General features: G+C 67.6%; 26 protein-coding genes. 11 read left to right on the plus strand and 15 right to left on the minus strand.

The window, feature by feature from the left end; all coding sequences use genetic code 11:
- Positions 1–29: 29 nt before the first annotated feature.
- Entirely contained in the window at positions 30–1205 is a 1176-nt protein-coding gene (gene mutY / locus ACEI37_RS12710; RefSeq protein WP_373379178.1) for an A/G-specific adenine glycosylase, read from the plus strand.
- Between the two features lie 29 nt (positions 1206–1234).
- On the opposite strand, the gene ACEI37_RS12715 is transcribed toward mutY, so the two are convergent.
- The 11 genes from ACEI37_RS12715 to ACEI37_RS12765 form a co-directional block, all read right to left on the minus strand.
- Positions 1235–1894: an LON peptidase substrate-binding domain-containing protein gene (locus ACEI37_RS12715; RefSeq protein ID WP_373380251.1), complete on the minus strand. Its 660-nt coding sequence runs from the start codon at positions 1892–1894 to the stop codon at positions 1235–1237.
- A 91-nt stretch (positions 1895–1985) separates the two neighbouring features.
- On the minus strand, positions 1986–2864 hold the full coding sequence (gene rapZ / locus ACEI37_RS12720) for an RNase adapter RapZ (RefSeq protein ID WP_373379179.1): 879 nt from the start codon (positions 2862–2864) through the stop codon (positions 1986–1988).
- 115 nt (positions 2865–2979) lie between these two features.
- On the minus strand, positions 2980–3372 hold the full coding sequence (locus ACEI37_RS12725) for a PsiF family protein (RefSeq protein WP_373379180.1): 393 nt from the start codon (positions 3370–3372) through the stop codon (positions 2980–2982).
- Between the two features lie 171 nt (positions 3373–3543).
- On the minus strand, positions 3544–4515 hold the full coding sequence (gene hprK, locus ACEI37_RS12730; RefSeq protein WP_012351664.1) for an HPr(Ser) kinase/phosphatase: 972 nt from the start codon (positions 4513–4515) through the stop codon (positions 3544–3546).
- An 82-nt stretch (positions 4516–4597) separates the two neighbouring features.
- Positions 4598–5053 (minus strand): PTS sugar transporter subunit IIA, encoded by a 456-nt coding sequence (locus tag ACEI37_RS12735; protein ID WP_373379181.1) that lies wholly within the window; start codon positions 5051–5053, stop codon positions 4598–4600.
- Between the two features lie 345 nt (positions 5054–5398).
- Positions 5399–5749, minus strand: a complete 351-nt coding sequence (hpf, locus tag ACEI37_RS12740; protein ID WP_010814386.1) for a ribosome hibernation-promoting factor, HPF/YfiA family — start codon at positions 5747–5749, stop codon at positions 5399–5401.
- A 48-nt stretch (positions 5750–5797) separates the two neighbouring features.
- The gene (locus tag ACEI37_RS12745; RefSeq protein ID WP_373379182.1) at positions 5798–7276 is read right to left on the minus strand and encodes an RNA polymerase factor sigma-54; all 1479 of its coding nucleotides are present in this window, start codon (positions 7274–7276) and stop codon (positions 5798–5800) included.
- 123 nt (positions 7277–7399) lie between these two features.
- Entirely contained in the window at positions 7400–8200 is an 801-nt protein-coding gene (gene lptB, locus ACEI37_RS12750; protein WP_115708053.1) for an LPS export ABC transporter ATP-binding protein, read from the minus strand.
- Positions 8201–8208: 8 nt separating this feature from the next.
- On the minus strand, positions 8209–8853 hold the full coding sequence (gene lptA, locus ACEI37_RS12755) for a lipopolysaccharide transport periplasmic protein LptA (RefSeq protein ID WP_373379183.1): 645 nt from the start codon (positions 8851–8853) through the stop codon (positions 8209–8211).
- A gap of 116 nt (positions 8854–8969) precedes the next feature.
- Positions 8970–9599, minus strand: coding sequence for an LPS export ABC transporter periplasmic protein LptC (gene lptC / locus ACEI37_RS12760; RefSeq protein WP_111518221.1), 630 nt, complete (start codon positions 9597–9599; stop codon positions 8970–8972).
- Between the two features lie 46 nt (positions 9600–9645).
- The gene (locus tag ACEI37_RS12765) at positions 9646–10629 is read right to left on the minus strand and encodes an SIS domain-containing protein (RefSeq protein WP_373379184.1); all 984 of its coding nucleotides are present in this window, start codon (positions 10627–10629) and stop codon (positions 9646–9648) included.
- Between the two features lie 143 nt (positions 10630–10772).
- Here ACEI37_RS12765 and ACEI37_RS12770 point away from each other — a divergent pair, with 143 nt between their 5' ends.
- Complete coding sequence (locus ACEI37_RS12770; protein ID WP_373379185.1) at positions 10773–12752, plus strand: cation:proton antiporter; 1980 nt, start codon at positions 10773–10775, stop codon at positions 12750–12752.
- Positions 12753–12795: 43 nt separating this feature from the next.
- On the opposite strand, the gene ACEI37_RS12775 is transcribed toward ACEI37_RS12770, so the two are convergent.
- Both ACEI37_RS12775 and ACEI37_RS12780 read right to left on the minus strand, forming a co-directional pair.
- Positions 12796–13170 (minus strand): ribbon-helix-helix domain-containing protein, encoded by a 375-nt coding sequence (locus ACEI37_RS12775; RefSeq protein WP_373379186.1) that lies wholly within the window; start codon positions 13168–13170, stop codon positions 12796–12798.
- Between the two features lie 96 nt (positions 13171–13266).
- Entirely contained in the window at positions 13267–13845 is a 579-nt protein-coding gene (locus ACEI37_RS12780) for a DJ-1/PfpI family protein (protein WP_373379187.1), read from the minus strand.
- Positions 13846–14039: 194 nt separating this feature from the next.
- Here ACEI37_RS12780 and ACEI37_RS12785 point away from each other — a divergent pair, with 194 nt between their 5' ends.
- From ACEI37_RS12785 to ACEI37_RS12795, 3 genes are all read left to right on the plus strand, one after another.
- A complete protein-coding gene (locus ACEI37_RS12785; RefSeq protein ID WP_111518227.1) occupies positions 14040–14612 on the plus strand; it encodes an adenine phosphoribosyltransferase in 573 nt (190 codons plus the stop codon).
- Positions 14613–14652: 40 nt separating this feature from the next.
- Complete coding sequence (locus tag ACEI37_RS12790) at positions 14653–15264, plus strand: LysE family translocator (protein WP_373379189.1); 612 nt, start codon at positions 14653–14655, stop codon at positions 15262–15264.
- A gap of 209 nt (positions 15265–15473) precedes the next feature.
- Positions 15474–17153, plus strand: a complete 1680-nt coding sequence (locus ACEI37_RS12795) for a Na/Pi cotransporter family protein (RefSeq protein WP_373379190.1) — start codon at positions 15474–15476, stop codon at positions 17151–17153.
- A 9-nt stretch (positions 17154–17162) separates the two neighbouring features.
- On the opposite strand, the gene ACEI37_RS12800 is transcribed toward ACEI37_RS12795, so the two are convergent.
- Positions 17163–17648, minus strand: coding sequence for an adenosine-specific kinase (locus tag ACEI37_RS12800; RefSeq protein WP_373379191.1), 486 nt, complete (start codon positions 17646–17648; stop codon positions 17163–17165).
- A 144-nt stretch (positions 17649–17792) separates the two neighbouring features.
- On the opposite strand from ACEI37_RS12800, the gene ACEI37_RS12805 reads away from it, so the two are divergent.
- Positions 17793–18359, plus strand: coding sequence for a histidine phosphatase family protein (locus ACEI37_RS12805; RefSeq protein WP_373379192.1), 567 nt, complete (start codon positions 17793–17795; stop codon positions 18357–18359).
- A 27-nt stretch (positions 18360–18386) separates the two neighbouring features.
- Here the strand turns inward: ACEI37_RS12805 and uvrA are convergent, their stop codons facing one another.
- Positions 18387–21251 carry an excinuclease ABC subunit UvrA gene (gene uvrA / locus ACEI37_RS12810; RefSeq protein WP_373379193.1) on the minus strand — a complete coding sequence of 955 codons (2865 nt, stop codon included), beginning with the start codon at positions 21249–21251 and terminating at the stop codon, positions 18387–18389.
- Between the two features lie 224 nt (positions 21252–21475).
- Between uvrA and ACEI37_RS12815 the strand changes: the two genes are divergently transcribed.
- The 5 genes from ACEI37_RS12815 (at position 21476) to ACEI37_RS12835 (ending at position 26705) form a co-directional block, all read left to right on the plus strand.
- On the plus strand, positions 21476–22738 hold the full coding sequence (locus ACEI37_RS12815; RefSeq protein WP_373379194.1) for an MFS transporter: 1263 nt from the start codon (positions 21476–21478) through the stop codon (positions 22736–22738).
- Between the two features lie 212 nt (positions 22739–22950).
- Entirely contained in the window at positions 22951–23490 is a 540-nt protein-coding gene (locus ACEI37_RS12820) for a single-stranded DNA-binding protein (protein ID WP_373379195.1), read from the plus strand.
- A gap of 237 nt (positions 23491–23727) precedes the next feature.
- Positions 23728–24774, plus strand: coding sequence for a porin (locus tag ACEI37_RS12825; RefSeq protein ID WP_373379196.1), 1047 nt, complete (start codon positions 23728–23730; stop codon positions 24772–24774).
- Between the two features lie 36 nt (positions 24775–24810).
- A complete protein-coding gene (locus ACEI37_RS12830; RefSeq protein ID WP_373379197.1) occupies positions 24811–25773 on the plus strand; it encodes a Bug family tripartite tricarboxylate transporter substrate binding protein in 963 nt (320 codons plus the stop codon).
- On the plus strand, positions 25770–26705 hold the full coding sequence (locus ACEI37_RS12835; RefSeq protein WP_373379198.1) for a BMP family ABC transporter substrate-binding protein: 936 nt from the start codon (positions 25770–25772) through the stop codon (positions 26703–26705). The genes ACEI37_RS12830 and ACEI37_RS12835 overlap by 4 nt, the downstream gene beginning before the upstream one ends.
- Positions 26706–26737: the final 32 nt, after the last annotated feature.

Below are 26737 nucleotides of genomic sequence, written 5' to 3' on the forward strand. Positions count from 1 at the left end.
TGTCCGCTCGCCACGCAGTTGCCACACCGATGCCCCGCAAACCAGCCCCCCGCACCGCTCCCGACCTGCCTGACGACCTCTGTGTGCCCCCCGACTTCGGCGCGCGCGTTGTCACGTGGCAGCGCCGGCATGGCCGGCACGACCTGCCGTGGCAGAACACGCGCGACCCATACCGCATCTGGCTGTCCGAGATCATGCTGCAGCAGACCCAGGTCAGCGCGGTGATCGACTATTTCCAGCGCTTCGTCGCGCAACTGCCCACGGTGCAGGATCTGGCGGCCGCGCCTGCCGACCAGGTGATGGCGCTGTGGGCCGGGCTGGGCTATTACTCGCGCGCGCGCAACCTGCACCGCTGCGCCATGCAGGTGGTCAGCGAGCACGGCGGGCGCTTCCCCACCGACCCCACGGTGCTGGTCACGCTGCCGGGCATCGGCCGCTCTACCGCGGCGGCCATTGCCGCGTTCAGCGCTGGGGTCCGTTCTCCGATCCTGGACGGCAACGTCAAGCGCGTGTTCGCGCGCTGCTTCGGCATCCATGGCCATCCGGGCGAGCGCGCGGTGGAAACGCGCATGTGGCAGCTGGCGGGACTGGCCTTGCCGGCGCCCGGCCCTTGCCAGGGCGAGGACATGGTCGCCTATACGCAGGGGCTGATGGACCTGGGTGCGACCGTGTGCTCGCGCGGCAAGCCCGCTTGCCTGGCTGATGCCGCGGCGTGCCCGCTGTCCGCCGATTGCGTCGCGCGCCGCGACGGCCTGACCGCCGTGCTGCCCGCGCCCAAGCCGCGCGCGGCGATTCCCGAGCGCAGCACGGTGATGCTGCTGGTGCGGCGCGAACGTGAAGTGCTGCTGCGCCTGCGTCCGGACAGCGGCATCTGGGGCGGCCTGTGGAGCCTGCCGGAGATGCCGGTCGACACCGTGCCCTTCGACGCGGAAGCCGCCGAGGCCCGCGCGCTCGACTACGCACGCGCTTTCGGCACCCCCGCGCGCGCCATGCTGGCCGGCGAGCTGACCCATGTGTTCACGCACTTCCGCCTGCTGATCCGCGCCATCCGGGTCGACCTGAATGCGGAGGGGAAGGTGCTGCGACAGGACAGCGCGACGCCGGCCGGGCAGCGCTGGCTGTCGCTCGACGATCTCGATGCGCTGGGCACACCCGCTCCGGTGCGCCGGCTGCTGGAGGATCAGGCGCGGGTGGGTTTGTTCTGAAGCGGGAGCCGGGCGGGGGGGACGGCCGCCTACAGCATGTGGTTCTGCCGCATGTAGCGGTGCACGATCTCGATGCGCATGCCCGCGTCCGGCAAAGCCATCAGCATCTGCTTGGCCTTCAGCGGCACCGGCAGCAGTTCGCATAGCCGGTTCGCGACCCAGCTCGGGTCGTCCCACAGGTAGGGCTCGTCGAACGGCATGCGGTCGGGCTGCTCGGCGTGCAGCCGCGTGACGATGCGTCGCAGCGCGTCCAGGCATTCGCCCAGCAGTTCCAGCTTGCAGTCGATGATATCGGGGGGAAGCACTTCGGCGCGCGCCACCAGCAGGCCGTCGTCGCGGGTTTCGTGGCTGATGATATGGAAGCGCTCGCGGCCGCGCGCGCGGATCAGCAGCACGCCCAGCTGCTCCATGTTGCAGTCGACGATTTCCGCGAGGCAGCCGACCAGCTCGGGCACGGTGGGCTGATTGGGCCGGGCCACTTCCTCGCCGCTGGCGATCAGGCAGACGCCGAACGGCGCGCTGTCGCGCAGGCAGTTGCGCACCATGTCGACATAGCGCGCCTCGAACACGCGCAATGGCAGCCGTCCACCGGGAAACAGCACAGTGTGCAGCGGGAACAGCGGCAGGTTGTCGAGCGTCCGGGGCGGGTCTTCGGACCCTGCGGGACGGTAGAGGTCGGTCGAGGACATGCGGTGCAGGCTTGGGTCGCGCAGCATTGGGCCGCCAGGCCGACGCCGCGCTCAGAGGCCCCGTGCAGCCCGGGGTGCCATGCCGCGTGCGTCAGCCCGCCGGTGCGAGCTCTCGGTGTCTGACCAGCACATTACCATGTGCCCGGAAATAGTTGGCGAGCCTTTCGGCAATATAGACCGAGCGATGCTGCCCGCCGGTGCAGCCGATCGCCACGGTCAGGTAGCTGCGGTTGTCGGCAATGAAGCTTGGCAGCCACTTTTCCACGTAGGCGCGGATATCCTCGGCCATTGCCAGCACCATCGGCTGGGCCTGCAGGAAGTCGATCACCGGCACGTCGCGCCCGGTCAGCGGCCGCAGCGCGAGGTCATAGTACGGGTTGGGCAGCGAGCGCACGTCGAACACCATGTCGGCATCGCTGGGCACGCCGTGCTTGAAGCCGAACGACTCGAACAGCAGCGTCAGGCGCTGGCTGTCGTCACGGATCAGCTCCTTGATCCAGCTGCGCAGCGTATTGGTGCGCACATTGCTGGTGTCGATGCGGTGCGCGGCTTCGGCAAGCGGGCTCAGCAGCGCGCGCTCCATCTCGATCGCTTCCATCAGCGCCGTGTCGTTGAAGGCGCCGCCGCCGCCGGCTGCCCCTTCGGTGCGCGCCGACAGCGGATGGCGGCGCCGCGTCTCGGAGTAGCGTTGCACCAGGGCATCGGTGCTGGCGGTCAGGAAAATCACCTCGACCTGGTGCTCGGCGGCGAGCGCCCGCACGGTGTCGGGCAACTGGTCGAGCGATTCGCGGCTGCGGATGTCGGTAGCCACGCCCAGGTGCGTGTAGCCCTGAGCGTCGAGGTAGCGGGTCAGTTCAGGGATGAACTGCGCCGGCAGGTTGTCCACGCAGTAATAGCCTGCATCTTCGAGGACGTTCAGTGCGACGGACTTGCCGGAACCGGATATGCCGGTGATGAGGATGATGCGCATAGCACCTGAAGCATAGCATCAGGTGCCGGCTGCGTCATGACAGCTGTTTGACAGCAGAAAAAATGGCGAACCTCCCGGTTCGCCATTTGGTTCGCCATTTCGCCTGTGGTGGCGCTCAGGCTGCCTTCGACAGGCATTCCTTCATGTAGGCCTTGTATTCGTCGCCCTTCTTGCCCTTGCCCGACTTGCTGCAGGCCGCCATCTTTTCCTGCTGGGTCTTGGGCGCGCCGGACTTCGACAGGCATTCCTTCATGAAGGCCTTGCGTTCGTCGCCCTTCTTGCCGGAGGCCTGCGCGTTGCAGGCCTTCATCTTGTCCTGCTGGGTATTGGCCGCGGGCTTGTCCGGATTGGCGGGGGTAGCAGGCGTGGCCGGCACGGCAGGCGTTGCCGGAGCCGCCGCCGACGGCTTGGCCGGCGTAGCAGGGGTGGCCGGCGTGGCGGTCTGCGCAAACGCGCTGGCTGCGAACAGCGGGGTCACCAGCGCGCACACTGCAATCAGGGTCTTCATGCTTGCTCTCCTCGGGGGTGGACAACCTTGTCGCCGCGCGCCGGGGTCGGCGTTGCAGCTTCCGTAACGGGCGTGATGCCCATTACAGCACAAAACGGAGCATGCCTGAGAAACGTTGACGAACGGTTGCCACGCCGTTGTAAGCAATTGAAAACCGTGGCGGACGGTGGCTTACAGCAGCCGGCCCTGGCCGCGCGAGACCGCATCGGCCTGCATCGCGGCGCGCTGGCGGTCCATGAAGTCGCGCAGCGTGTCGATGCCGCGCAGGCGCAGGATGGTGTTGCGCACGGCGGCCTCGACCAGCACGGCCAGGTTGCGGCCGGCCGCAACCTGGATCTTGACCATGTGGATGGGAAGCCCGAGCACGTCCAGGTACTGCGAATCCAGCGGCAGCCGCTCGAATTCGCCGTCGTTGCGCCGCACCAGCTGCACCACCAGCTTGATCTTCATCTTCCGCCGCACTGCGGTCTCGCCGAAGATGGTCTTGATGTCGAGCAGGCCCAGGCCGCGCACTTCCAGCAGGTTCTGCAGCAGCGGCGGGCAGCGGCCCTCGATGAAATCCGGCCCCAGCCGGACGAAATCGACGGCGTCGTCGGCCACCAGCCCGTGGCCGCGCGAGATCAGTTCCAGGCCCAGTTCGCTCTTGCCCAGGCCCGATTCACCCATGATCAGCACGCCCATGCCGAGGATGTCGAGGAACACGCCGTGCATGGTCACGCGCGGCGCCGAGATGCGCGACAGGTACAGGCGCAGGTGGTCGATCACCGCGGCAGACGACACCGGCGTGGTGAACAGCGGCGTCGACGAGCGCGTGCAGCGCAGTTCCAGGTCCGGCGGCGGCTCCATGCCGTCGGCGATCACCAGGAACGGCGGCTCCAGCAGGATCAGCTCGCCCATCTGGCGCTTGCGGGTCTCGTCGTCCAGCCGCTGGTAGTACGTGATTTCGGGCTTGCCGAGGACCTGGATCCGGTTCGGGTGGATCAGGTTGAGGTGGCCCACCAGGTCTGCGGCGGAGGTCGCTTCGCGGGCGAATTCCACGTCAAAGGCGCGGTCCGCGCCCTCCAGGCCAGCGACCCACGAGAGTTTGAGGTCGGCTGCGTTGTCGTCGAAGATGGACTGGGAGGTGACGCCGGTGAGTTCCATGCGGTATGGCTGGTAAGGCGGTGTTCGAAGCGCGTGGCGCCTGCCCGGTCTGGTGCCGGCCCGCTAAAGAGGAATCAGTGGATCAGGGATGCCATGCGATCAGCAGGTCGTGCACGGCATCGGGCGTGGGCAGGGTCGCCAGGCCCTCGCGCATGTCGCGATCCGACAGCAATTGCGCGATCTCGGACAAAATTTCCAGGTGCTGCTGTGTGGCCTGTTCCGGCACCAGCAGGAAGATCAGCAGCGAAACCGGCTTGCCGTCCGGCGATTCGAACGGGATCGGCTCGGCCAGGCGCATGAACGCGGCCAGGGGCTGCTTCAGGCCCTTGATGCGCCCGTGCGGGATCGCCACGCCGGCGCCCAGCCCGGTCGAGCCAAGCGACTCGCGCGCGAACAGGTTGTCGGTGACGATGGCGCGCGCCACGCCATGGTTGTTCTCGAAGAGGAGCCCGGCCTGCTCGAACACACGCTTCTTGCTGGTGACGCTGACGTCGAGGGTGATGTTGCCGGGTGGCAGCAATTTGGCCAAACGATTCATGGGCGATGCGCAGGATTTCAGTTAGCGGGCGGATCGTTCCGCCGGGCAGCGGCTGGCTCTCTGACCGCTGCGGGCGGGGAGACGTCCGGCCCATTATAGAGCAGGGGCTACCCCGGCATTGTGCGGTGCAGCGCTAGCAGGCGCGGCCACGATTTCTCTCTCTTTGTATGGCGCAGCATACACCTTGGCGCTGCGCTTGCGAACATTTCGGGCTTCCATGCGTGACAGGGTTTGCTCCGCTGCCACAGCCAGCATGGCGCCAAAGTGCAAAAAAGCCGCGCGGGGCGCGGCTTGCCTGTGGAATCCTTGGTTCAGCAGCCCTCTGCGGGGCTGCCGGGCACGGGTTTATTGCTGCATTTGCGCTGCGGCCATCTGGTACTTGACCGCTTCACGGTCGTGGCCTTGCACGCGATCCTTGTAGCGAATCACCTGACGGTCCAGCTTGTCGACGAGTGCGTCGATCGCCGCATACAGGTCTTCGTGATGCGCCTCGACAAAGATGTCCTTGCCCTTTAGATGCAGATTGATTTCCGCGTACTGACGCCGGTCCTTTTCCTTGTGATTGTCGACAGAGAGCAGCACGCTAACGCCAATGACTTGATCGAAATGCCTGACGATTCGCTCCAGCTTCGTTTCCACGTACTCACGCAGAGGGGGCGTGATGTCCAGGTGGTGTCCACTGATCTTGAAGTTCATAGCGCTTCTCCTTCTGAAAGAGCCTCACCAGGCAGGCGGTGGGCTCGGCTACAAAGACTTGCGGAGATTGACTGCGGGGATTTTCAAGGCTTCACGATATTTGGCGACGGTTCGGCGTGCGACAACGAAGCCCTGCTCGCCCAGCAGTTCGGCGATGCGACTGTCGGAAAGGGGATTCCTCGGGTCTTCGGCTCCTATCAGTTGCTTGATCAAGGCGCGGATGGCCGTTGATGAAGCCGCGCCACCGGTTTCGGTGGACACGTGGCTGCCAAAGAAGTACTTCAGTTCGAAAGTACCCATCGGCGTGGCCATGTATTTATTGGTCGTCACCCGGGAGATGGTTGACTCGTGTAAACCCAGTGTATCGGCAATCTCCCGCAAAACCAAGGGGCGCATGGCGATTTCACCGTGGGTGAAAAAGTTCTTTTGACGCTCGACAATGGCCTGCGAGACACGCAGGATCGTGTCGAACCTTTGCTGGATATTCTTGATCAGCCACCGTGCCTCTTGCAGCTTTTGCTGCAGTCCGGCGGTACCGGTCTCGCCCTTGGCGCCACGCAGGATCTGGGCATACATATCGTTGATGCGCAGCCTCGGCATCACATCCGGATTGAGTTGCGCGATCCAGCCGCCGCCGCTCTTGCGCACGAACACATCCGGCACGACGAAATCGGCCTCGGGGCGGCTGTACGCATGGCCTGGGTACGGTGCCAGCGAGCGGATCAGGTCATGCGCGGCCTTGAGCGCGACTTCATCGACCTGCAGGGCTTTCTTCAGCCGCGTGTAGTCGCGTACCGCCAGCAGCTCCAGGTGATGCGTGACGATGGTCAGCGCCAGTTCGCGCTGCGGGTGCGTCAGGCGGCGCAATTGCAGCGCCAGGCATTCGGCGGCATTGCGCGCGCCCACGCCGGGCGGATCGAAGCTCTGCAGCAGCGTCAGGATGGCGTGGACTTCGTCGGGGTCGAACTCGAGTTCTTCCGGCAGTTCCGCGCAGATCTCTTCGAGCGAGGCGCTCAGGTAGCCATCGTCATCGAGCGATTCGATCAGGAAGATGGCGAGGCCCTTGTCACGCGCCGAGATCTTCAGCGGCGTCAGCTGCTCCATCAGGTATTCGCGCAGCGTGGGCTCGGCATCGCGCAGCTGCATTGGCGTCTTTTCGTCCTCGTCGCCTTGCGGCCGGCGGGCGAAATCGTCCAGGCTCCAGTCGCCGCTGCCATAATCGTCGCCGCTGCTGTTGTCGCTGTAGTTGTCATCGGCGGCGCCTTCGGCGCGTGCGTCGCCATTGCCCTGGGGCTCGGCGGGGGCGGGCGCTGGCGCGCTCTGGAGGTTGACCGAGCCATCGGCAGCCACGCGCAGCGGGCTTTCGATCCAGTCGTTCTCCCGCTCGAGCAGCGGGTTTTCCGTCAGCGCCTGTTCGACTTCCTGCTGCAATTCCAGCGTGGAAAGCTGCAGCAGCCGGATCGACTGTTGCAGCTGCGGGGTCAGTGCCAGGTGCTGGGAGAGGCGGAGCTGTAGCGACGGTTTCATGCGACCTATTTTATGCGCATCTTTCCGATGTTGGAACGGAAATTGCTATCGCTTATGCGCCGTGATCGCCGCTGGCTCTCCCCGCCGCGCGGTCCATGGCTGCCCGCGCGGGCAGCCGTGTTGTCACATGCGGAAGTTCTCGCCCAGATAGACGCGCCGCACGGCGTCATTGGCGATGATGTCTTCGGGCTGGCCCGCGGCCAGCACCGTGCCTTCGCTGATGATGTAGGCGTGGTCGCAGATGCCGAGCGTCTCGCGCACGTTGTGGTCGGTGATCAGCACGCCGATATTGCGCGCCTTCAGGAAGCTGACGATGCGCTGGATCTCGCCCACGGCGATCGGATCCACGCCGGCGAACGGTTCGTCGAGCAGGATGAAGCGCGGCGATGATGCCAGTGCGCGCGCGATCTCCACGCGGCGGCGCTCGCCGCCGGACAGCGACAGCGCCGGGTTGTTGCGCAGGTGCGCGATCTGCAGGTCGTCGAGCAGGGCATCGAGGCGGCGTTCGATCTCGGCCTTGGCCAGCGGCTTGCCCTTGTCGAGCTGCAGTTCCAGCACCGCACGGATGTTTTCCTCGACGTTGAGCTTGCGGAACACCGAGGCTTCCTGCGGCAGGTACGAAAGCCCCATGCGTGCGCGCTCGTGGATCGGCAGGCCGCTGATGTGGTCGCCGTCGAGCACGATGTCGCCTTCGTCCAGCGCCACCAGGCCGACGATCATGTAGAACGAAGTGGTCTTGCCCGCGCCGTTGGGGCCGAGCAGCCCGACCACCTCGCCGCTCTTGACGTCGAGCGAGACGTCCTTGACCACCGTGCGCGAGCCATAGCGCTTCTTCAGGTGGCGCACGACCAGCGTGCTGCCGCCGGGCAGTACGGAGTTGGCTTCGACGACAGGCTTGTCGGCAATGGTGGCGGTATCGGTCATGGGTACGGTCAGGGTTTGTTGGCGGGCGCGGGCGCCGACTTCAGGTCCAGCGGCGAGCCGCCTGCGGTGCCGGACTTCTGGTCCTGGCGCGGTGACAGCACCGCGCGCACGCGGCCGGACGGGTTGGCCGCCGCGGCATCGCCGCTGCCGCCGCCCGCCGCGGTATAGAGTTCCTTGCGGCTGTCATAGGTCAGCACCGCGCCGCGGATCTCGTCGACCAGCTTGGCGCCTTGCAGCCGCGCCATGCGGGCATTGCCGATCAGCTTGGAAAATTCCTGCTTGCCGTCGTATTCGATGCGGTCGCCCCAGCCGTCGATGTATTCGTCGACGCCCTCGCGCTTCTGGCGGATATAAGCCTGTTTGCCAGGCTTCGAGGTGGCCACGGCGAACTGGTAGCCCTCGGGGTCGGTGCGCAGTTCGGCGGCGTCGGACTTCAGGATCATGGTGCCCTTGGTCAGCACCACGTTGCCGGTCAGCGTATAGATCTGCTTGACGTCGTCATAGCTGGCGTTGTCCGCCTCGAGCACCATCGGCTTGTCGCGGTCCGCGCGCTCGGCAAGGGCAGGCTGGGCCAGCAGGCCGAAGGCCAGGGCCAGCGCGAGCAGGGCCGGGGCGGTGCGTCGACGGGACGATGTCGTCAGGGAAGCGGTCATGTTGGCAGGGTTGCTTGAGGGCGTCTGGATGCGTAGTGGTGCGGTTTGCGCGGACTTCGGCGCGCTGCAGGGTGGTGCCGGCCGGCATCGCGTGCGCGGCTGCGCCGGACCAGGAGTCAGGACCCTGGCGCGCGGCCCGGGGACGGTCCGGTGATGATGGTGCCGCGTACATTGCCGAGCAATTGTACTTCGCGGGTGACGTTGTTGAAGATCAGTCCGTTGGCGGTCATGACCGACGGGCCGCGCGTCAGCTTGACCGGCTTGTCGGTCTTGACGATGTCGTCATTGACGAGCAGCTGGAAATAGCTCGACGCCGCGGTCAGCTGCGGATCCTTGGACGGATCCTTGCCCTGCTGGCGCAGCACGTAGCCATTGCCGTACAGGTCGATCACCGTGCCTTCGGCGTTCATGCGGCCGATGTCGGCGCGCGCGGTCACCGGCGGGCGGTCCGGCTCGTAGGCGCGCATCGCGGGGCGCGTGACCTCGTAGGTCTGGTCGTCCTCGAAATGGACCATGCGCTCGCCGGTGAAGCGGATCTTGGTGCTGCCGTCGGGCGCCAGCTCGGTGGCCGAGAAGCGGTCCATGAAGTAATCCGGCTCGTGCTTCTTGGCGGTCTGCGCGGCCTGGTCTTCCTTGGGGGAGTTGATCTGGACCAGCCAGAACGTGCTGCCCGCCACGATGGCCATCAGCAGCAGCGGCAGCAGCCGCATGACGATGCCGCTGAGGGAGGCGAGGAGTGCCTGCATGGTGTCCTTGGCGTTGTGCTGCTGGTGCCGTCGTTCGTGCGCCGGCTCAGATGACCTTGGCGCGGGTCAGGTCGTGGATATGCAGCGCGCCGGTCAGGCGCCCGTCGTCGTCCACCACCAGCAGCTGGTTGATGCGGTTGGCTTCCATCACCTGTACGGCTTCCACCGCCAGCTGGTCCTGGTTGACCACGTGCGGGTTGCGGTGCATGACCTCGCCGATCGGCACGGTCTTCCAGTCGCGCGGCGTTTCCAGCAGGCGGCGCAGGTCGCCGTCGGTGAACACGCCGATGGCGCGTCCGTCCGGATCCACCACCGCGGTCATGGCCATGCCCTTGCGCGTGATTTCCATCAGCGCCTGGGCCAGCGGCGTGCTTTCGCGCACCTCGGGCACGGCGTTGCCGGTGCGCATCACGTCGCGCACGTGGGTCAGCAGCTTGCGTCCGAGCGCGCCACCGGGGTGCGAGCGGGCGAAGTCTTCCTCGCCGAAGCCGCGCGCATCGAGCACCGCCACCGCGAGCGCGTCGCCCAGCGCCAGCGCGGCGGTGGTGCTGGCGGTCGGTGCCAGGTTAAGCGGGCAGGCTTCCTTTTCTACCGCCGCGTCCAGGTGGACGTCGGCCAGCTTGGCGAGGTTGGAGTCGGGGTTGCCGGTGACTGAGATCAGGCGCGCGCCGATGCGCTTGACGATCGGAATGATCGACAGCAGCTCGCCGGTCTCGCCGGAATTGGAGAAGGCGATCAGCACGTCGTCGCGCGTGACCATGCCGAGGTCGCCATGGCTGGCTTCGGCGGGGTGCACGAAGAACGCGGGGGTGCCGGTCGAGGCCAGCGTGGCCGCGACCTTGCGGCCGATATGGCCGGACTTGCCGATGCCGGAAACGACCACGCGCCCGGTGCATTGCAGGATCAGCTGCACGGCACGGGCAAAGTCGCCGTTCAGGCGGCCGGAAAGTGCGGAAACCGCATCGGCTTCGGTCTGGAGCGTGTCGCGGGCGAGCCTGAGTGCTCGATCCGCATCGAAATTAGCTATCATGGCGACGAAGTATACCAACGAATGCGACCGCACCTTGGCCGACCCACGGCGCGCGCCGCGCTCGCCCGTGCTCGCCGTATTTCCGCCGGCAGGGTGCCCGTGCCGGGTCGGCCGCGCGCCTCGCCGGTCACCCTGACCGCCTGATGCATTCTCCGCTGGAACTGACCCTGGTGCTGCTGGCCGCCGCCGTGTTCGGCGTGGTCGCGTTCCGCATGCTGCAGCTGCCGCCGATGCTGGGCTACCTGGCGGTCGGCATCCTGATCGGGCCGCATGCGCTGGGGCTGGCCAGCGACACCGCGCAGACCAAGTACCTGGCCGAATTCGGCGTGGTCTTCCTGATGTTCTCGATCGGGCTGGAATTCAGCCTGGCCAAGCTGCGCGCGATGAAGCGGCTGGTGTTCGGGCTGGGCGGCTCGCAGGTGGTGCTGTCGATGCTGGCGGTGGTGCCGGCCAGCTGGGCCTTCAACTGGCTGTTCCCGTTGTCGTGGCAGGCCTCGGTGGCGCTGGGCGGGGCCCTGGCCATGTCTTCCACCGCGATCGTGTCCAAGATGCTGTCCGAGCGCATGGAGCTGGAGAGCGAGCACGGCCGCAACATCATCAGCATCCTGCTGTTCCAGGACCTGGCAGTGGTGCCGCTGCTGATCGTGATTCCGGCGCTGTCGCGCGACCCGGGCGACCTGGTGATGGCGCTCGGCCTGGCCACGCTCAAGATCGTGGTGGCGCTGGGCGCGATCTTCTTCCTGGGACAGCGCCTGATGAGCCGCTGGTTCCATGTGGTGGCGGCGCGGCGCTCGCAGGAACTGTTCATGCTGAACCTGCTGCTGGTCACGCTGGGCATGGCGGCGCTGACCGAGCGGCTGGGGCTGTCGATGGCGCTGGGCGCCTTCATGGCGGGCATGCTGATCTCCGAGACGCCCTACCGCCACCAGGTGGAGGAAGACATCAAGCCGTTCCGCGACGTGCTGCTGGGCCTGTTCTTCGTCACCATCGGCATGCTGCTCAATATCCGCGTGGTGCTCGACCATATCTGGCTGGTGCTGGCGCTGCTGGTGGTGCCGGTGCTGTTCAAGCTGTTGCTGATCGCGGCGCTGGCGCGCGTGTTCGGCTCGCGCCAGGGCGTGGCCATCCGCACCGGGCTGGGGCTGGCGCAGGCGGGCGAGTTCGGTTTCGTGCTGCTGAACCAGATCGACGGCCTGAATCTGGTCGACCCGGTGCTGATCCAGGTGATCCTGGCGTCGATGCTGCTGTCGATGCTGGCGGCGCCTTTCCTGATCCAGTACAGCGACGCCATCGTGCTGCGCTTTGCCGCCAACGAATGGCTGATGCAGTCGCTGAACATGACCCGCATCGCCGCGCAGAGCCTGCAGACAGAAAAGCACGCCATCATCTGCGGTTTCGGCCGCAGCGGGCAGAACCTGGCGCACATGCTGGAGCGCGAGGGCATCAACTACGTGGCGCTCGACCTGGACCCCGACCGCGTGCGCGAGGCCGCCGCCGCGGGCGATACCGTGGTCTACGGCGACGCGGGCCGGCGCGAGGCGCTGATCGCCGCGGGCCTGCACCGCGCCGCCGCGGTGATCGTGACCTATGCCAACACGCAATCGGCGCTGAAGGTGCTGCACCATGTGCAGGAGCTGGCGCCGGCGCTGCCGGTGATTGTGCGCACGGTCGACGATTCCGAGCTGGACACGCTGCAGAAGGCCGGCGCCACCGAGGTGGTGCCCGAGATCATCGAAGGCAGCCTGATGCTGGCCTCGCACGCACTGGTGCTGCTGGGCGTGCCGATGCGCCGCGTGGTGCGCGGCGTGCAGCAGGCTCGCGACGCGCGCTACAGCCTGCTGCGCGGCTATTTCCATGGGCGCGACGACGAAGAGGACATGGTCGAGCGCGACTCGGTGCGGCTGCATTCGGTGTCGCTCGGCCCGCAATCCACCGCGGTGGGCAGGCGCCTGGGCGTGCTGGGGCTGGAGCGCATCGGGGTCGAGGTGACGGCGGTGCGCCGGCGCGGCATCCGCGCCTTCGATCCACAGCCCGAGACCGTGCTGGAGCCCGGCGATATCGTCGTGCTGCGCGGCCCGCCCGAGGCGCTGGAGGCCGCGGAAACGCGCATCCTGAACGGCTGAGCGACGGAACCGCGCTGCAGCAAGCCATTTAAAGCAGCAAACCTCAGTGCGGCCGCGGCTCGACCCAGGATTCCGGCAGGTTGTCGAGCACCGCGCGCGAATCCAGCGAGCGGATCGGCACGTCGCGATCGGCGGGGATGCGGCCCTTGCCCTGCAGCATCAGGTAGCGCAGGCAGCACACCCGCAGGAAGGACGAGAAGTTGCCCGCCACGGCTTCGCTGCCGCGGTGTTCGGTCAGTTCGTCGTGCAGGCGCGTGATCAGCTGGTTGACGGTCATGCCGTCGCGCTGCGCCAGTTCTTCCAGCACTTCCCAGAACAGACTTTCCAGGCGGATGCTGGTGGCCGCGCCGTGCAGGCGCAGCGAGCGCGACTGGCTCTGGTAAGACGCCGGATTGGCGCGGATAAAGATTTCACACATCAAGGGCTCCCTGGCGGGCGGCGCGGCCGGCAGGCTGGGCATGGCCGGCCTCGGCAAGCCATGCATCACGCGTGGGGGCGCCGCGTGCGGAAAGCACTAATGTACGATCCGCGTGCCCAGCACCGCAAGAAACTGCGCCAGCCAGGCCGGATGCGCCGGCCAGGCCGGGGCGGTGACGAGGTTGCCGTCGGTGTGGGCCTGGTCGACCGGGATCTCGGCATAGGTGCCGCCGGCCAGCTTCACTTCCGGCGCGCAGGCCGGGTAGGCGGAGCAAGTCCTGCCTTCGAGCACGCCCGCGGCCGCCAGCAGCTGGGCGCCGTGGCACACCGCGGCAATCGGTTTGCCGGCCTGGGCGAAGTGCCGCACGATTTCCAGCACGCGCGCGTTCAGGCGCAGATATTCGGGGGCGCGCCCGCCCGGGATGACCAGCGCGTCGTAGCCGGCCGGGTCGATCTCGGCAAAGGTGGCATTGAGGGTGAAGTTGTGGCCGCGCTTCTCGCTGTAGGTCTGGTCGCCCTCGAAATCGTGGATTGCGGTGGCGCACGCGTCGCCCGCGTGCTTGTCGGGACAGACGGCATGGACGGTGTGGCCCACCATCTGCAGCGCCTGGAACGGCACCATGGTTTCGTAGTCCTCGGCGTAGTCGCCCACCAGCATCAGAATCTTTTTTGCCATCGTGGTCTCCTGTATGGTTACGGATGTCCGGCGGGTGCCGGACGCGGCAAGCCGGCGCGGGCAGCCCGTCCGGCCGGCAGGACCATTGTGCTGGGCGCCCCGGTGGCGCGGGTGGTAATGGGTTACCACGCCGTCCGCATGTCGCCGCCACCGCTTTCTGACCGGCGCGCCGCGCGCCCATCCTCCCGACTCCTATGGCAGATTCCATCATCCAGTCCCCCGACCTCGGCGACGTCACCGGCTACCTGCGCGAGCGCATCCGGACCGTGCCGGACTGGCCCCAGCCCGGCGTCATGTTCCGCGACATCACGCCGCTGCTGCAGGACCCCAAGACCCTGCGCGTGCTGATCGATGTGTTCGTGCACCGCTATATGGACGCGCAGCTGGACCTTGTCGCGGGCATCGATGCGCGCGGCTTTATCCTGGGCGCGATTGTCGCGTACGAGCTGAACCTCGGCTTCGTGCCGATCCGCAAGAAGGGCAAGCTGCCGTTCCAGACCGTGGCCGAGGAATACGAACTGGAATACGGCAGCGCCACGGTCGAGATCCACGCCGATGCCTGCAAGGCCGGCGACCGCGTGCTGCTGGTCGACGACCTGATCGCCACCGGCGGCACCATGATGGCCGGGCGCAAGCTGCTCGAGCGCCTGGGCGCGACCGTGGTCGAGGGCGCTGCCATCGTCGACCTGCCCGAGCTGGGCGGGTCGAAGCTGCTGCACGGCGCCGGGCTGCCGTTGTTCACCGTGTGCAAGTTCGAGGGGCACTGAGCGATGCGCGCCCGCGTAAAGATCCACGCAAGGAGTGCCAATGCCTGACCTGCTGCTGTTCCTGCTGACCTCCGTCGCCGTGACCGTGGCCCCGGGGCCGGACAACCTGCAGGTGCTGGCGCGCGGCATGGCGCAGGGGCGTCGCGCCGGGCTGGTGGCGGCGCTGGGCTTTTCGGTCGGCTGCCTGTTCCATACCGTGATCGCCGCGGTCGGGCTGGCCGCGGTGCTGCGTTCCTCGCCGCTGGCCTTCCAGCTGATCAAGTACGCCGGCGCGGCCTACCTGATCTGGATCGGCATTCAGGCGCTGCGTGCGAAGGGCGGTCTGGCGCAGGGCGGTGAGGTCGATGCCGCGCCGCTCGCGCGCGTATTTCGCCAGAGCGTGCTGGGCAACATGCTGAACCCCAAGGTGACGCTGTTCTTCCTGGTGTTCCTGCCGCAGTTCGTGCGCGCCGATGCCGCGCATCCCGGCCTGCAGTTCCTGCTGCTGGGCGTGGTCTTCATGCTGCAGACCGCGGTGGTGTTCTCGCTGTTCGGGCTGTGCGCTGGCTGGCTGGGCGCCTGGCTGCGCCGGCGGCCGGCCACCGGGCGCTGGCTGGACCGCGCTGCCGGGGCTATCTTCGTCGGGCTCGGCATCAAGGTCGCGCTGCCCTGAGCCGGACCCTGGCAGCGCCGCCGGCGCTGCGCTGCCGCATCGTCATGGCGCTGACGATGGCGGCGTTGCCATGTTGCCCGCGCCCCGCAACGCGGGCGCATGCCGTTGCCGGTGCCGGGGGCCGGGCGCATAATGAGCCCTTGACAACGACACGATGACCGGGCGGAGCCTCCAGTCAGTATTCGGCACCGGTCACACAAAGGCGCACCATGGGCGTTCTCCTTCACCTGTTATCGGGCGTGGCCCTGCTCGTCTGGGGCACCAACATCGTCAAGGTCGGCATCCTGCGCGTCTATGGCGCCAATTTGCGCCATGTGCTGTCGACCAGCGTCTCCAACCGCTTCACCGCCTTTCTTGCCGGCCTGGGCGTGACCGGGCTGGTCCAGAGCAGCAACGCCACCGCGGTCATCGTCAGCTCCTTCGTCGGCCAGGGCCTGATCGCCGTGGCGCCGGCGCTGGCGATCATGCTGGGCGCCAACGTCGGCACCGCGCTGATGGTGCAGGTGTTCTCGCTGGACCTGTCGTGGCTGTCGCCGCTGCTGATCTTCGTCGGCGTGATCTGCCACCTTACCTGGAAAGGCAGCAAGCCCGGCCACGTCGGCCGCGTGCTGATCGGCCTGGGCCTGATCACGCTGGCGCTGGAACTGATCTCGATCGCGACGCGGCCGGTGGTGCAGGCCGCCGGCGTCAAGGTGCTGTTCGCCTCGCTGACCGGCGATTCGGGGCTGGACATGCTGGTCGGCGCGTTCCTGACCATCCTGTGCTATTCCAGCCTGGCCGTGGTGCTGTTCTGCGGTGCGCTGGCGTCGGCCGGGGTGGTGTCGATCCACGTGGCGCTGGCGCTGGTGCTGGGCGCCAACCTGGGCTCGGGCGTGTCGGCGCTGCTGACCACCTCGGGCAACAACCAGCCAGGCAAGCGCGTGACGCTGGGCAACCTGCTGTCGCGCCTGCTGGGCTGCCTGATCGCGCTGCCGCTGCTGGGCCAGGCCGAGGAGCTGCTGGCGCTGCTCGATCATGAGCCGCAACGGCTGATCGTCAACTTCCACCTGCTGTTCAACGTTGCGCTGGCGGTGCTGCTGCTCGGCGCCACGGCGCCGCTGGCGCGGCTGTGCGAAAAGGTGCTGCCGGGACGCAATACCGGCGACAGCCAGGTCACGCCGCGCCATCTGGATACCGCCGCGCTGTCGACGCCCACGCTGGCGCTGTCCAACGCCGCGCGCGAAGTGCTGCGCATCGGCGACCGCATCGAGCAGATGCTCGACAACATGCTGCGCGTGCTGCGCACCAACGACGCCAAGCTGGCCACCGCCACCTGCCGCATCGACAACGAGGTCGACGACCTCTACACCGCGATCAAGCTTTACCTGACCCGCATCAGCCTGGAAGCGCTGGACGAGCGCGACGGCCAGCGCTGGACCGAGATCATCTCGCTCACCATCAACCTCGAACACGCGGGCGATATCATCGAGCGCATCCTGCTCGATACCAAGGACAAGAAGATCGCCCACAACCTGATGTTCTCCGAGGCCGGCATGCAGGAGATTGCCGAGATGCACGCGCGCCTGGTTGCCAACCTGCGGCTGGGGCTGTCGGTGTTTCTCAATGGCGACCTGAAGAGCGCGCAGGCGCTGATGGCGGAAAAAGCCAACTTCCGCGAACTGGAGCGCAAGTACGCGCGCACCCATTTGCAGCGCGTGGCGGTGCAGACAGCGGAGAGCATCGAGACCAGCTCGCTGCACCTGGACGTGATCAGCGAACTGAAGCGGCTGAACTCGCTGTTCTGCGCCACCGCCTATCCGGTGCTGGAGCAGGCCGGCGTGCTCAACCGCAGCCGCATGAAAGAAGACGATGTGGCGCCGGTCTCGACCGTGCAGGCGGCGCGGCCCTGAGCGGCACGGCTACAGCTTGTAGCCGAACTTGCGCAGCAAGGCCTTGCGCTCCGCCACATCGGCCTCGGTCTCGATCCCCACGGGCGAGGCGCCGTCGATCACTCCCACCACGCCGCGCCCCACATCCGTCTGCGCGATGATCACCTGCGTCGGGTTCGCGGTCGCGCAGTAGATCCGGCAAACCTCCGGCACCGCGCGCACCGCGCCCAGCACGTTCACCGGGAAGAAACCGTCACCGAGGAAGATCAGGAAGCTGTGGCCCGCGCCGATGGCGCGCGCGTTTTCGCAGGCCATGTCGATCAGGTGCTCGTCGGTGCCCGACCAGCGCACCAGCCGCTTGCCCGACGCCTCGCAGAACGCCAGCCCGAAGCGGATGCCGGGCACCGTGCCCACCAGCGCCTCGTGCAGGTCTTCCACGGTCTTGATGAAATGCGACTGGCCAAAGATGAAGTTGGTGGCTTCCGGCTTGGTGACCGGTACAACCGTCAGTTCCATGGCGTGGCTCCTGTGCGATGGGTGTCGCCGTCCGCTTCATGGTAGGGCGCGAGGTAGCGAAAGCAAGCCAGCGCCTGCTATACCGGATGAGTTGGCCCACCATCCCAGGAGCCGTCCATGCCCGCCTGTTGCAGATGGCTTGCCATGCTTGCCATCGTTCCGACGCTTGCTGCCGCGCAGGTCGCTCCGGGATCACAGCGCGAGATCGCGGTGAGCGAACTTCGGCACCCGAATGTCGTGGTGGTGTTGCGCCATGCCAGCGCGCCGGGCGTGGGCGACCCGCCCGGCTTCCGGCTGGCGGATTGCGCCACCCAGCGCAACCTCGACGCGCGCGGACGCGAGCAGGCGGCGCGGCTGGGAGCGAGCTGGAAGGCCGCCGGCTTCCGGCCGACGCAGGTGTGGAGCAGCGCCTGGTGCCGCTGCCAGGACACGGCGCGGCTAATGGGGCTGGGACCGGTGCAGGTGCAGCCGCTGCTCAATTCATTCTTCGGCGCGGATGCGCAGCGGCGCGACGCGCAGGTCGCGCAACTGTCGCGGCTGATCGACGGGCTCGACCCGCGCGGCGGGCCCTACCTGATGGTCACGCACCAGGTGGTCATCACCGCATTGACAGGTCATGGTGCCGACAGCGGGGGCGGCGTGGTGATCGAGTTGCCGCAGGGTGGCGCGGCGAGGCGCGCGCGGGTGTTGCCGGCCGCGGGGCTGGATTGAGCCTCGGCCCGCCGGCCGATCCGCGCATCACGCGCGCTTTAGCAACGGCGCCAGATACTTCCCCGTAAAACTCGCCTTGCTCTTCGCCACCGCCTCCGGCGTGCCGCGAGCGATTACCTGGCCGCCGCCGGCGCCGCCTTCGGGCCCCATGTCGATCAGCCAGTCGGCGGTCTTGATGACGTCGAGGTTGTGCTCGATGATGACGACGGTATTGCCCTGGTCGCGCAGCTTGTGGATGACCTTGAGCAGCAGTTCGATATCGTGGAAGTGCAGGCCGGTGGTGGGCTCGTCCAGGATGTAGAGCGTGCGCCCGGTATCGCGCTTGGACAGCTCCAGCGACAGTTTCACGCGCTGCGCCTCGCCGCCGGACAGCGTGGTCGCCGATTGTCCCAGGCGGATATAGCCCAGGCCCACGTCGAGCAGGGTCTGCAGCTTTCGCCGCACCACCGGCACCGCGCTGAAGAACTCATGCGCCTGCTCGACGGTCAGGTCGAGCACCTCGGAGATGTTCTTGCCCTTGTACAGCACCTCCAGCGTCTCGCGGTTGTAGCGCTTGCCGTGGCAGACGTCGCAGGGCACGTACACGTCGGGCAGGAAGTGCATCTCGACCTTGAGCACGCCGTCGCCCTGGCACGATTCGCAGCGCCCGCCCTTGACGTTGAACGAGAACCGGCCCGGATCGTAGCCGCGTTCCTTGGCCGACGGCACGCCGGCGAACAGTTCGCGGATCGGCGTGAACAGGCCGGTGTAGGTGGCCGGATTCGAGCGCGGGGTGCGGCCGATCGGGCTCTGGTCGACGTTGATAACCTTGTCGAAGTGCTCCAGCCCCTCGATGCGGTCGTGCGCCGCCGGCTCGGGAGTCGAGCCGTACAGGTGGCGCGCCACCGCGTGGTAGAGCGTGTCGTTGATCAGCGTCGACTTGCCCGAGCCGGACACGCCGGTGATGCAGGTCAGCAGCCCCACCGGCACTTCGGCGGTGACATTGCGCAGGTTGTTGCCGCTGGCGTTGACGATGCGCAGCAGCCGCTCGTCGTCGGGCGCGGTGCGTTGCTTCGGCACTTCGATGCGGCGCTGGCCGGACAGGTACTGCCCCGTCAGTGAAGCCGGCGATGCCTCGATCTGCCGCGGCGTGCCCTCGGCCACGATCATGCCGCCGTGCACGCCGGCGCCGGGGCCGATATCGACCACGTAGTCGCAGGCGCGGATCATGTCTTCGTCATGCTCGACCACCAGCACCGAGTTGCCGATGTCGCGCAGGTGCTTGAGCGTGCCGATCAGGCGGTCGTTGTCGCGCTGGTGCAGGCCGATCGAGGGCTCGTCCAGCACGTACATCACGCCGGTCAGGCCCGAGCCGATCTGCGATGCCAGCCGGATGCGCTGGGCCTCGCCGCCTGACAGCGTATCGGCGCTGCGCTCCAGCGACAGGTAATCCAGCCCGACGTTGTTGAGGAAGTTCAGCCGCGCGGTGATCTCCTTGACGATCTTGTCGGCGATCTCGCGCTTGGCGCCGTGCATGTCCAGCGTCAGGAAGTAGGTCAGCGCGTCGCGCAGCGGCCAGCCGTTGATCTCGAAGATCGCGCGCGCTTGCTCGCCGTCGCCCAGCTTGACGTGGCGCGCCTCGGTGCGCAGGCGGGTGCCGTGGCAGGCCGGGCAGGGCTGGTTGTTCTGGTACTTGGCCAGTTCCTCGCGCACCGCGACCGAATCGGTCTCGCGGTAGCGGCGTTCCAGGTTGGGGATGATCCCTTCGAACACATGCTCGCGCACCGTGGTGCGGCCGCGTTCGTTGATATAGGTGAACGGGATTTCCTGTTCGCCCGAGCCGTGCAGCACCACCTGCTGCACGTTCTCGGGCAGGTCCTCGAAGGCGGTGTCGGTGTCGAACTCGTAGTACGCCGCCAGGCTCTGCAGCATCTGGAAGTAGAACTGGTTGCGGCGGTCCCAGCCCTTGATCGCGCCCGACGCCAGCGACAGGTTGGGGAAGGCCACCACGCGCTTCGGGTCGAAGAACGTGATCTGTCCCAGCCCGTCGCAGCTCGGGCACGCGCCCATGGGGTTGTTGAACGAGAACAGGCGCGGCTCCAGCTCCTGCAGCGAGTACGAGCAGATCGGGCAGGCAAAGCGCGAGCTGAAGGTGTGCTCCTTGCCGCTGTCCATCTCCAGCGCCAGCGCGCGGCCGTCGGCCAGCCGCAGCGCGGTCTCGAACGACTCGGCCAGGCGCTGCTTGATGTCGGCGCGCACCTTGACCCGGTCGACCACCACGTCGATGCTGTGCTTTTCGGTCTTCTTCAGCTTGGGCAGCGCGTCGACCTCGTAGACCCGGGCCTGCGCCTCGTGCGCGGTGCCGCCGCCCGAGCGGATGCGAAAGCGTACGAAGCCCTGCGCCTGCATGCTGTCGAACAGGTCGGAGTGCTCGCCCTTGCGGTCGACCACCACCGGTGCCAGGATCATCAGCTTGGTGTCTTCCGGCAGCGCCAGCGCCGCGTCGACCATCTGCGACACGCTCTGCGCCTGCAGCGGCAGGTTGTGGTCGGGGCAGTAGGGGGTGCCGGCGCGCGCGTACAGCAGGCGCAGGTAGTCGTGGATCTCGGTGACGGTGCCGACGGTCGAGCGCGGGTTGTGGCTGGTGGCTTTCTGCTCGATCGAAATCGCCGGCGACAGCCCCTCGATCAGGTCGACGTCGGGCTTTTCCATCAGTTGCAGGAACTGGCGCGCGTAGGCGGACAGCGATTCCACGTAGCGGCGCTGGCCCTCGGCATAGAGCGTGTCGAAGGCCAGCGAGGACTTGCCCGAACCGGACAGGCCCGTGATCACGATCAGCCGGTTGCGCGGCAGGTCGAGATTGATGTTCTTCAGGTTGTGGGTACGCGCCCCACGGATCTTGATTTCTTCCATATGCCGAAAAGTCGTCGCCAGGCGGGCCGCCCCGGCCGGAATGCGCGCCCGGGCGCACTCTCGGGGGCAGCCGGCATGGCCAGGTGACCCGGGAAGCGCGAAGGAGCAAACCTGTTAATATACCCAACTTCGGTTTCCGGGGTTGTCCGGCTACCAGCGGACCCGACCATTGCCGCCCACCGGCAACCAGCCCGACCCCGAATCCACACGATCCCACGATCGCAATGCCGTCGATCCAGTCTTCTTCCCCGGACACTTCCCCGGAAACGGGTGCCGCCGATGCATCCCAGGCCTCCGCGCGCGAACGCATGACGCGCGCTGAACTGCGCGCCGCGGTGTCGCTGGCCAGCATCTTTGCCCTGCGCATGCTGGGCCTGTTCCTGATCCTGCCGGTCTTTGCCGAATACGCCCGGGCCTTGCCCGACGGGCAGGACGCCCAGCGCGTGGGTCTGGCCATGGGCATCTACGGCCTGATGCAGGCGTTCCTGCACATCCCGCTGGGCTGGCTGTCCGACCGCGTCGGGCGCAAGCCGGTGATGGTGGGCGGCCTGCTGCTGTTCATCGCCGGCGGCCTGGTGGCAGCGTTCTCCGACACGCTGTCCGGCATCATCGCCGGACGCGCGCTGCAGGGCATGGGCGCGATCTCCGCCGCCATCACCGCCTGCATCGCCGACCTGACCCGCGAGCGCCATCGCACCAAGGCCATGGCGATGGTGGGCGGCAGCATCGGGCTGACCTTCGCGCTGTCGCTGGTGATTGCCTCGCCGCTGCTGCACAGCATCGGCATGTCCGGCATCTTCGGGCTGATGTCGGTGCTGGGCCTGGTCGCCATCGGCGTGACCGTGTTCCTGGTGCCGACCCCGCCGCCGCCGCACCCGGTGCGGCTGCCGTTCCGCAAGGTGCTGCTCAATGGCGACCTGGCGCGGCTCAACGTCGGCGTGCTGGCGCTGCACGCGTCGCAGGTGGCGATGTTCATGGTGGTGCCGGCGATGCTTGCCGATGCCGGCATGCCGCTGGATCAGCACTGGAAGGTCTACCTGCCGGTGGTGCTGGTGTCGTTCGTGCTGATGCTGGGCCCGATGATGGCGGCCGAGCGCTATGGCCGCGTGCGCCCGGTGCTGCTGGGCGCGGTCGCGCTGATGACCGCGGTGCAGCTGCTGTTTGCCGCGGTGCACGGGCTGTGGGCGATCGTGGGGGTCTTGCTGCTGTTCTTCGTTGCCTTCAACGTGCTGGAGGCGATGCAGCCGTCGCTGGTGTCGCGCTACGCCGCGGCCGCGCGCGGCGCGGCGCTCGGCGTCTACAACACCACACAGGCGCTGGGCCTGTTCCTGGGCGGTGTCGCGGGCGGCTGGCTGCTCAAGCACGAGGGCCGCAGTGCCGTGTTCGTCGGCTGCGCGGCGGTGTTGTTGCTGTGGCTTATAATCGCCTGGAGCATGAAGTCGCCGCCGGCGCGCGGGCAGGAAGCCGCACCGGCGACCGCGGCCTGAGTCGGCGGCTGGTTTCGCATCATTTCGTAAAGCTTTCGGGCCGGAAAGAGGCCTAGCATCATCGCGCCACCCGGCATTCTGGCGGGGGCGCGATGTTCGTTTACGTCGCCGGCGTATCGAGTCAAACTACGGCGTCACACTACAACCCGCTTTCACCGTTATCGTATTGCCACGCTTTTCAACACCGCGCGTGGCTTTTGGAGAACATTCACATGGCATCGGTCAACAAAGTCATTCTCGTCGGCAACCTCGGCGCAGACCCCGAAACGCGCTACATGCCCAGCGGCGACGCCGTCACCAACCTGCGCCTGGCCACCACCGACCGCTACAAGGACAAGCAGTCCGGCGAGATGAAGGAAGCCACCGAATGGCACCGCGTGGCGATGTTCGGCAAGCTGGCCGAGATCGCCGCCCAGTACCTGCGCAAGGGCTCGTCGGTCTATATCGAGGGCCGCATCCGCACCCGCAAGTGGCAGGACCAGTCCGGCCAGGACAAGTACTCCACCGAGATCGTTGCCGACCAGATGCAGATGCTGGGTTCGCGCCAGGGCGGTGGCGGCGGTGGCGGTGATGAAGGCGGCTACGGCGCCGGTGGCGGTGGCGGCGGTTATCAGCGCGAAGCGTCGGGCGGCGGCTATGGCGGCGGCCGTGGTGCCCAGGGCGGTGGCGGCCAGCAGGGCGGCGCCGCACGCCGTCCGCAGCAGCCGGCCTCGAATGGCTTCGAGGATATGGACGACGATATTCCGTTCTGAGCAGCGCGACGGAAGCCTGCCAGTTGCCATCGAACCCCCGCCCTGCGGGGGTTCTGCATTTTGGGGCCCGGTACGTGCGAGCGGGCCGCGCGGCCCAGCACAGCCCGCACAAACCGCATGACCTCATGCGCACACATTCGTATGCGCGCTCTCGGCCAAGCTCTATATTTTGCATTCTCATTTTGTATGCAAACGGAGGTGCCCGTGAGGGTGTGGAATGCAGGACGCGGCTATGCCATGCCCGTGGCAATGGCCGGCATGGTGGCGGGCATGGGCTGCGGTGTCATCGATCCGGTCCGCGCGCAGCCAGCACCATCGGTTTCGGTCTATGGCCTGATCGACACCATGATGCGCTACTCGGACAACAACCGCGCGGACCAGCGGCTGGCCGAGCTGGGCGAAGGCTACTTCAGCGGCTCGCGCTGGGGCATGCGCGGCATCGAGGCGCTGGGCGGAGGCTGGGCTGCGCTGTTCACGCTGGAAAGCGGTTTCGACCTGACCACCGGCACTTCGCTGCAGGGCACGGCGACCGCCAATTACGGGCAAGTCGGCACGCAGGGCAGGGGCCGCTTGTTCGGCCGCCAGTCGTACCTGGGCATCGAGCACCGGACGTGGGGCAAGCTGACCTTCGGCCGCCAGTTCACCACGGCCTACGATGCCACGTTCCGCTTCCAGCCCTATGGCCATCCCAACCTGGATGCGGTGGCGATCCTCAACGGCTACACCGGTCCGCGGCAGGACAACATGGTCAAGTACGTGGGCCGGCTGGGCGCGTTCTCGGCGGCGGCGCACTACACCTTCGGCGAAGTGCCTGGCGATGCGACGGCGGGCAGCAGCCGGGGCCTGGCGCTGGCCTGGACCACGGCGCGGACCGACGTGGGAGCACTGCTGCAGCGTACCGATGCGCTGCCGACCGCCGAAGCGCGCACGATCTGGGGCATCGGCGGCAGCAGCCAGCTTGGCCGCGTCAAGCTGGCGCTCGGCTACCTGGACCACCGCTATCGCCTTGGCCCGACCCGCAACCATGTGCTGACCGGCGGTGCCACGCTGCAGGCGACGCCCGCCCTGGCGCTCTCGATCGCCGCTGGCTATGACCGGCAGACTGCCGCCAGCGGCCATCGGCTGATGCTGACCGGCGTGGCCGAGTACGCGCTGTCGCGGCGCACCAGCGTCTACGCCGAAGCCGACTTCAACCGCATCAGCGGTGCCTATGCGCTGCCGGCCTTCATGGGCGTGCGCGGCAACAAGTTTGGCGGCGGCGTCGGCCTGCGCCATCGCTTGTAAGGCGAGGAACGCATCGTGGTTTCCAGAAGACAATGCATGGCGCGCCTGCTGGCGCTGCCAGCCCTGGCCGGGCTACCCGTGCGTGCGGAGCGCGGCGCGGCATGGCCGCGGCATCCGGTGCGGCTGGTGGTGACGTTCCCGCCCGGCGGATCCAGCGACATCGTCGCGCGCCTGCTGGCACCGCTGTTGCAAGAGCGGCTGGGGCAGCCGTTCGTCACCGACAACCGCCCGGGTGCGGGCTCCACCATCGGCGCCGCGGCCGTGGCCGCCGCGCCGAACGATGGCTACACGCTGCTGATGTCGAACTCGGCCGCGCTGAGCATCTCGCCGTTCCTGCTCCGGCGGCCCAGCTACGACCCGGTGCACAGCTTTACCCATGTGCATTACATCGGCGCGGTGCCGATGGTGTTCGCGGTGCATCCGTCGGTGCCCGCGCGCAGCCTGGCGGAACTGGCAGCGTGGATCCGCGCGCAGCGCGATCCGGTGCCGTTCGGCAGCGGCGGCGCGGCGTCGGTGGCGCATATCGTCGGCGAGCTGTTCGGCCAGCAGGCCGGGCTGAAGCTGACCCATGTCCCGTACAAGGGCGCAGGGCCCATGCGCACCGACCTGCTCGGCGGGCAAATTCCGTTCGCGGTGGACGCGTTGCCGCAGAACCTGCCGTTCCTGCAATCCGGCGACCTGCGCCTGCTGGCCGTGACCGCGGCCCAGCGGGTGCCGCAGGCGCCGCGGCTGCCTACCGTGGCGCAAGCCGGCTATCCCGGCCTGGTGGCCGAAAACTTTGTCGGCGTCTCGGCGCCGGCCAATCTTCCCGAGGACATCGTGCAACGCTTGCATCAGCCCCTGCAGGACATCCTGCAACAACCGGCCGTGCGCGGCCGCCTGGAAGCCCAGGGCTTCGTGCTGGCCGAGCGACGGCCCGAGGCCTTCGCCGCCTACGTGCGGCAGCAGGTGCAGGCATGGGGGCCGGTGGTTGCGGCCACCGGGGCGACGCTGTCATGAGCGCGCGCATCCAGGTAGTGCTGTTCGGACCCGAGGGACGTGGCAGCTTCAACGAGGCCGGCCATGCCGGCGCCATGCGCGCGCGCGATGCCGGCCACGATGTCGCGGTGGCATGGATTGCCGACCCGGACCCGCAGGCGCGCGCCGCCGCCGTGCTCGCGCTGTGCGAAAGCGAACCGGACCTGGTCGTCGCCCACGGCGGCCAGGGCGACTATCCTGTCGCCGTGGCCGCCGCGCGCCATCCGCTGCGCCGTTTCGTGGTCACGCAGGGCAGCGTGCTGGGTGCCAATACCGCCAGCTACACCGTGCTGCAGGAACAGTCCGCCTTCCTTGCCGGCGTGCTGGCGGCAACGGATTCGCGCACCGGGGTGGTGGCGCACCTGTCCGGCGAAAAGGTGCGCCCGGGCCTGAAGGGCCGTGCGGCGTTCCTCCATGGCGTGCGCATTGCTGCGCCGGGCGTGACGGCGCTGACCACCTTCTGCGGCAACCAGCATGATCCGGAACTCGCCAGCCGCGCCGTCACCGCGCAGGCCCAGGCCGGCGCCGATATCGTCTTTGCCATGATCGACGGGGGCCGCGACGGCGCTATCGCTGCCTGCCGCGCCGGCGGCGTGCGCCAGATCGGCAACGTGCTCGACTGGACGCGCCGGCACCCGGAGGTGTTCGTGGCTTCGGCCGTGGCAGACAGCGGCTTGTGCGTCGAGCGCGCGATCACGGATTTTGCGCGCGACAGCATCGTATGGGGCACGGCGCGCGCGTTCGGACTCGAGACGCCGGCCGCGGTGCGGCTGGCACAGGGCCGCCATGTCAGCCAGGCCGCGCGCGTGGCGCTCGACCACTGGAGCCAGCGCCTGCTCGACGGCAGCGTGGCGGTGGACGAAGACTATGCCGGTCCCGAGTTCGATACCGGCGGCACGCACGCGGTCGCGTAGTCATCGCATTGCCGGGAGGCCACCGTCCACAG

It is taken from the genome of Cupriavidus nantongensis, from assembly GCF_041726985.1.
Classification (GTDB): Bacteria; Pseudomonadota; Gammaproteobacteria; order Burkholderiales; family Burkholderiaceae; genus Cupriavidus; species Cupriavidus nantongensis_A.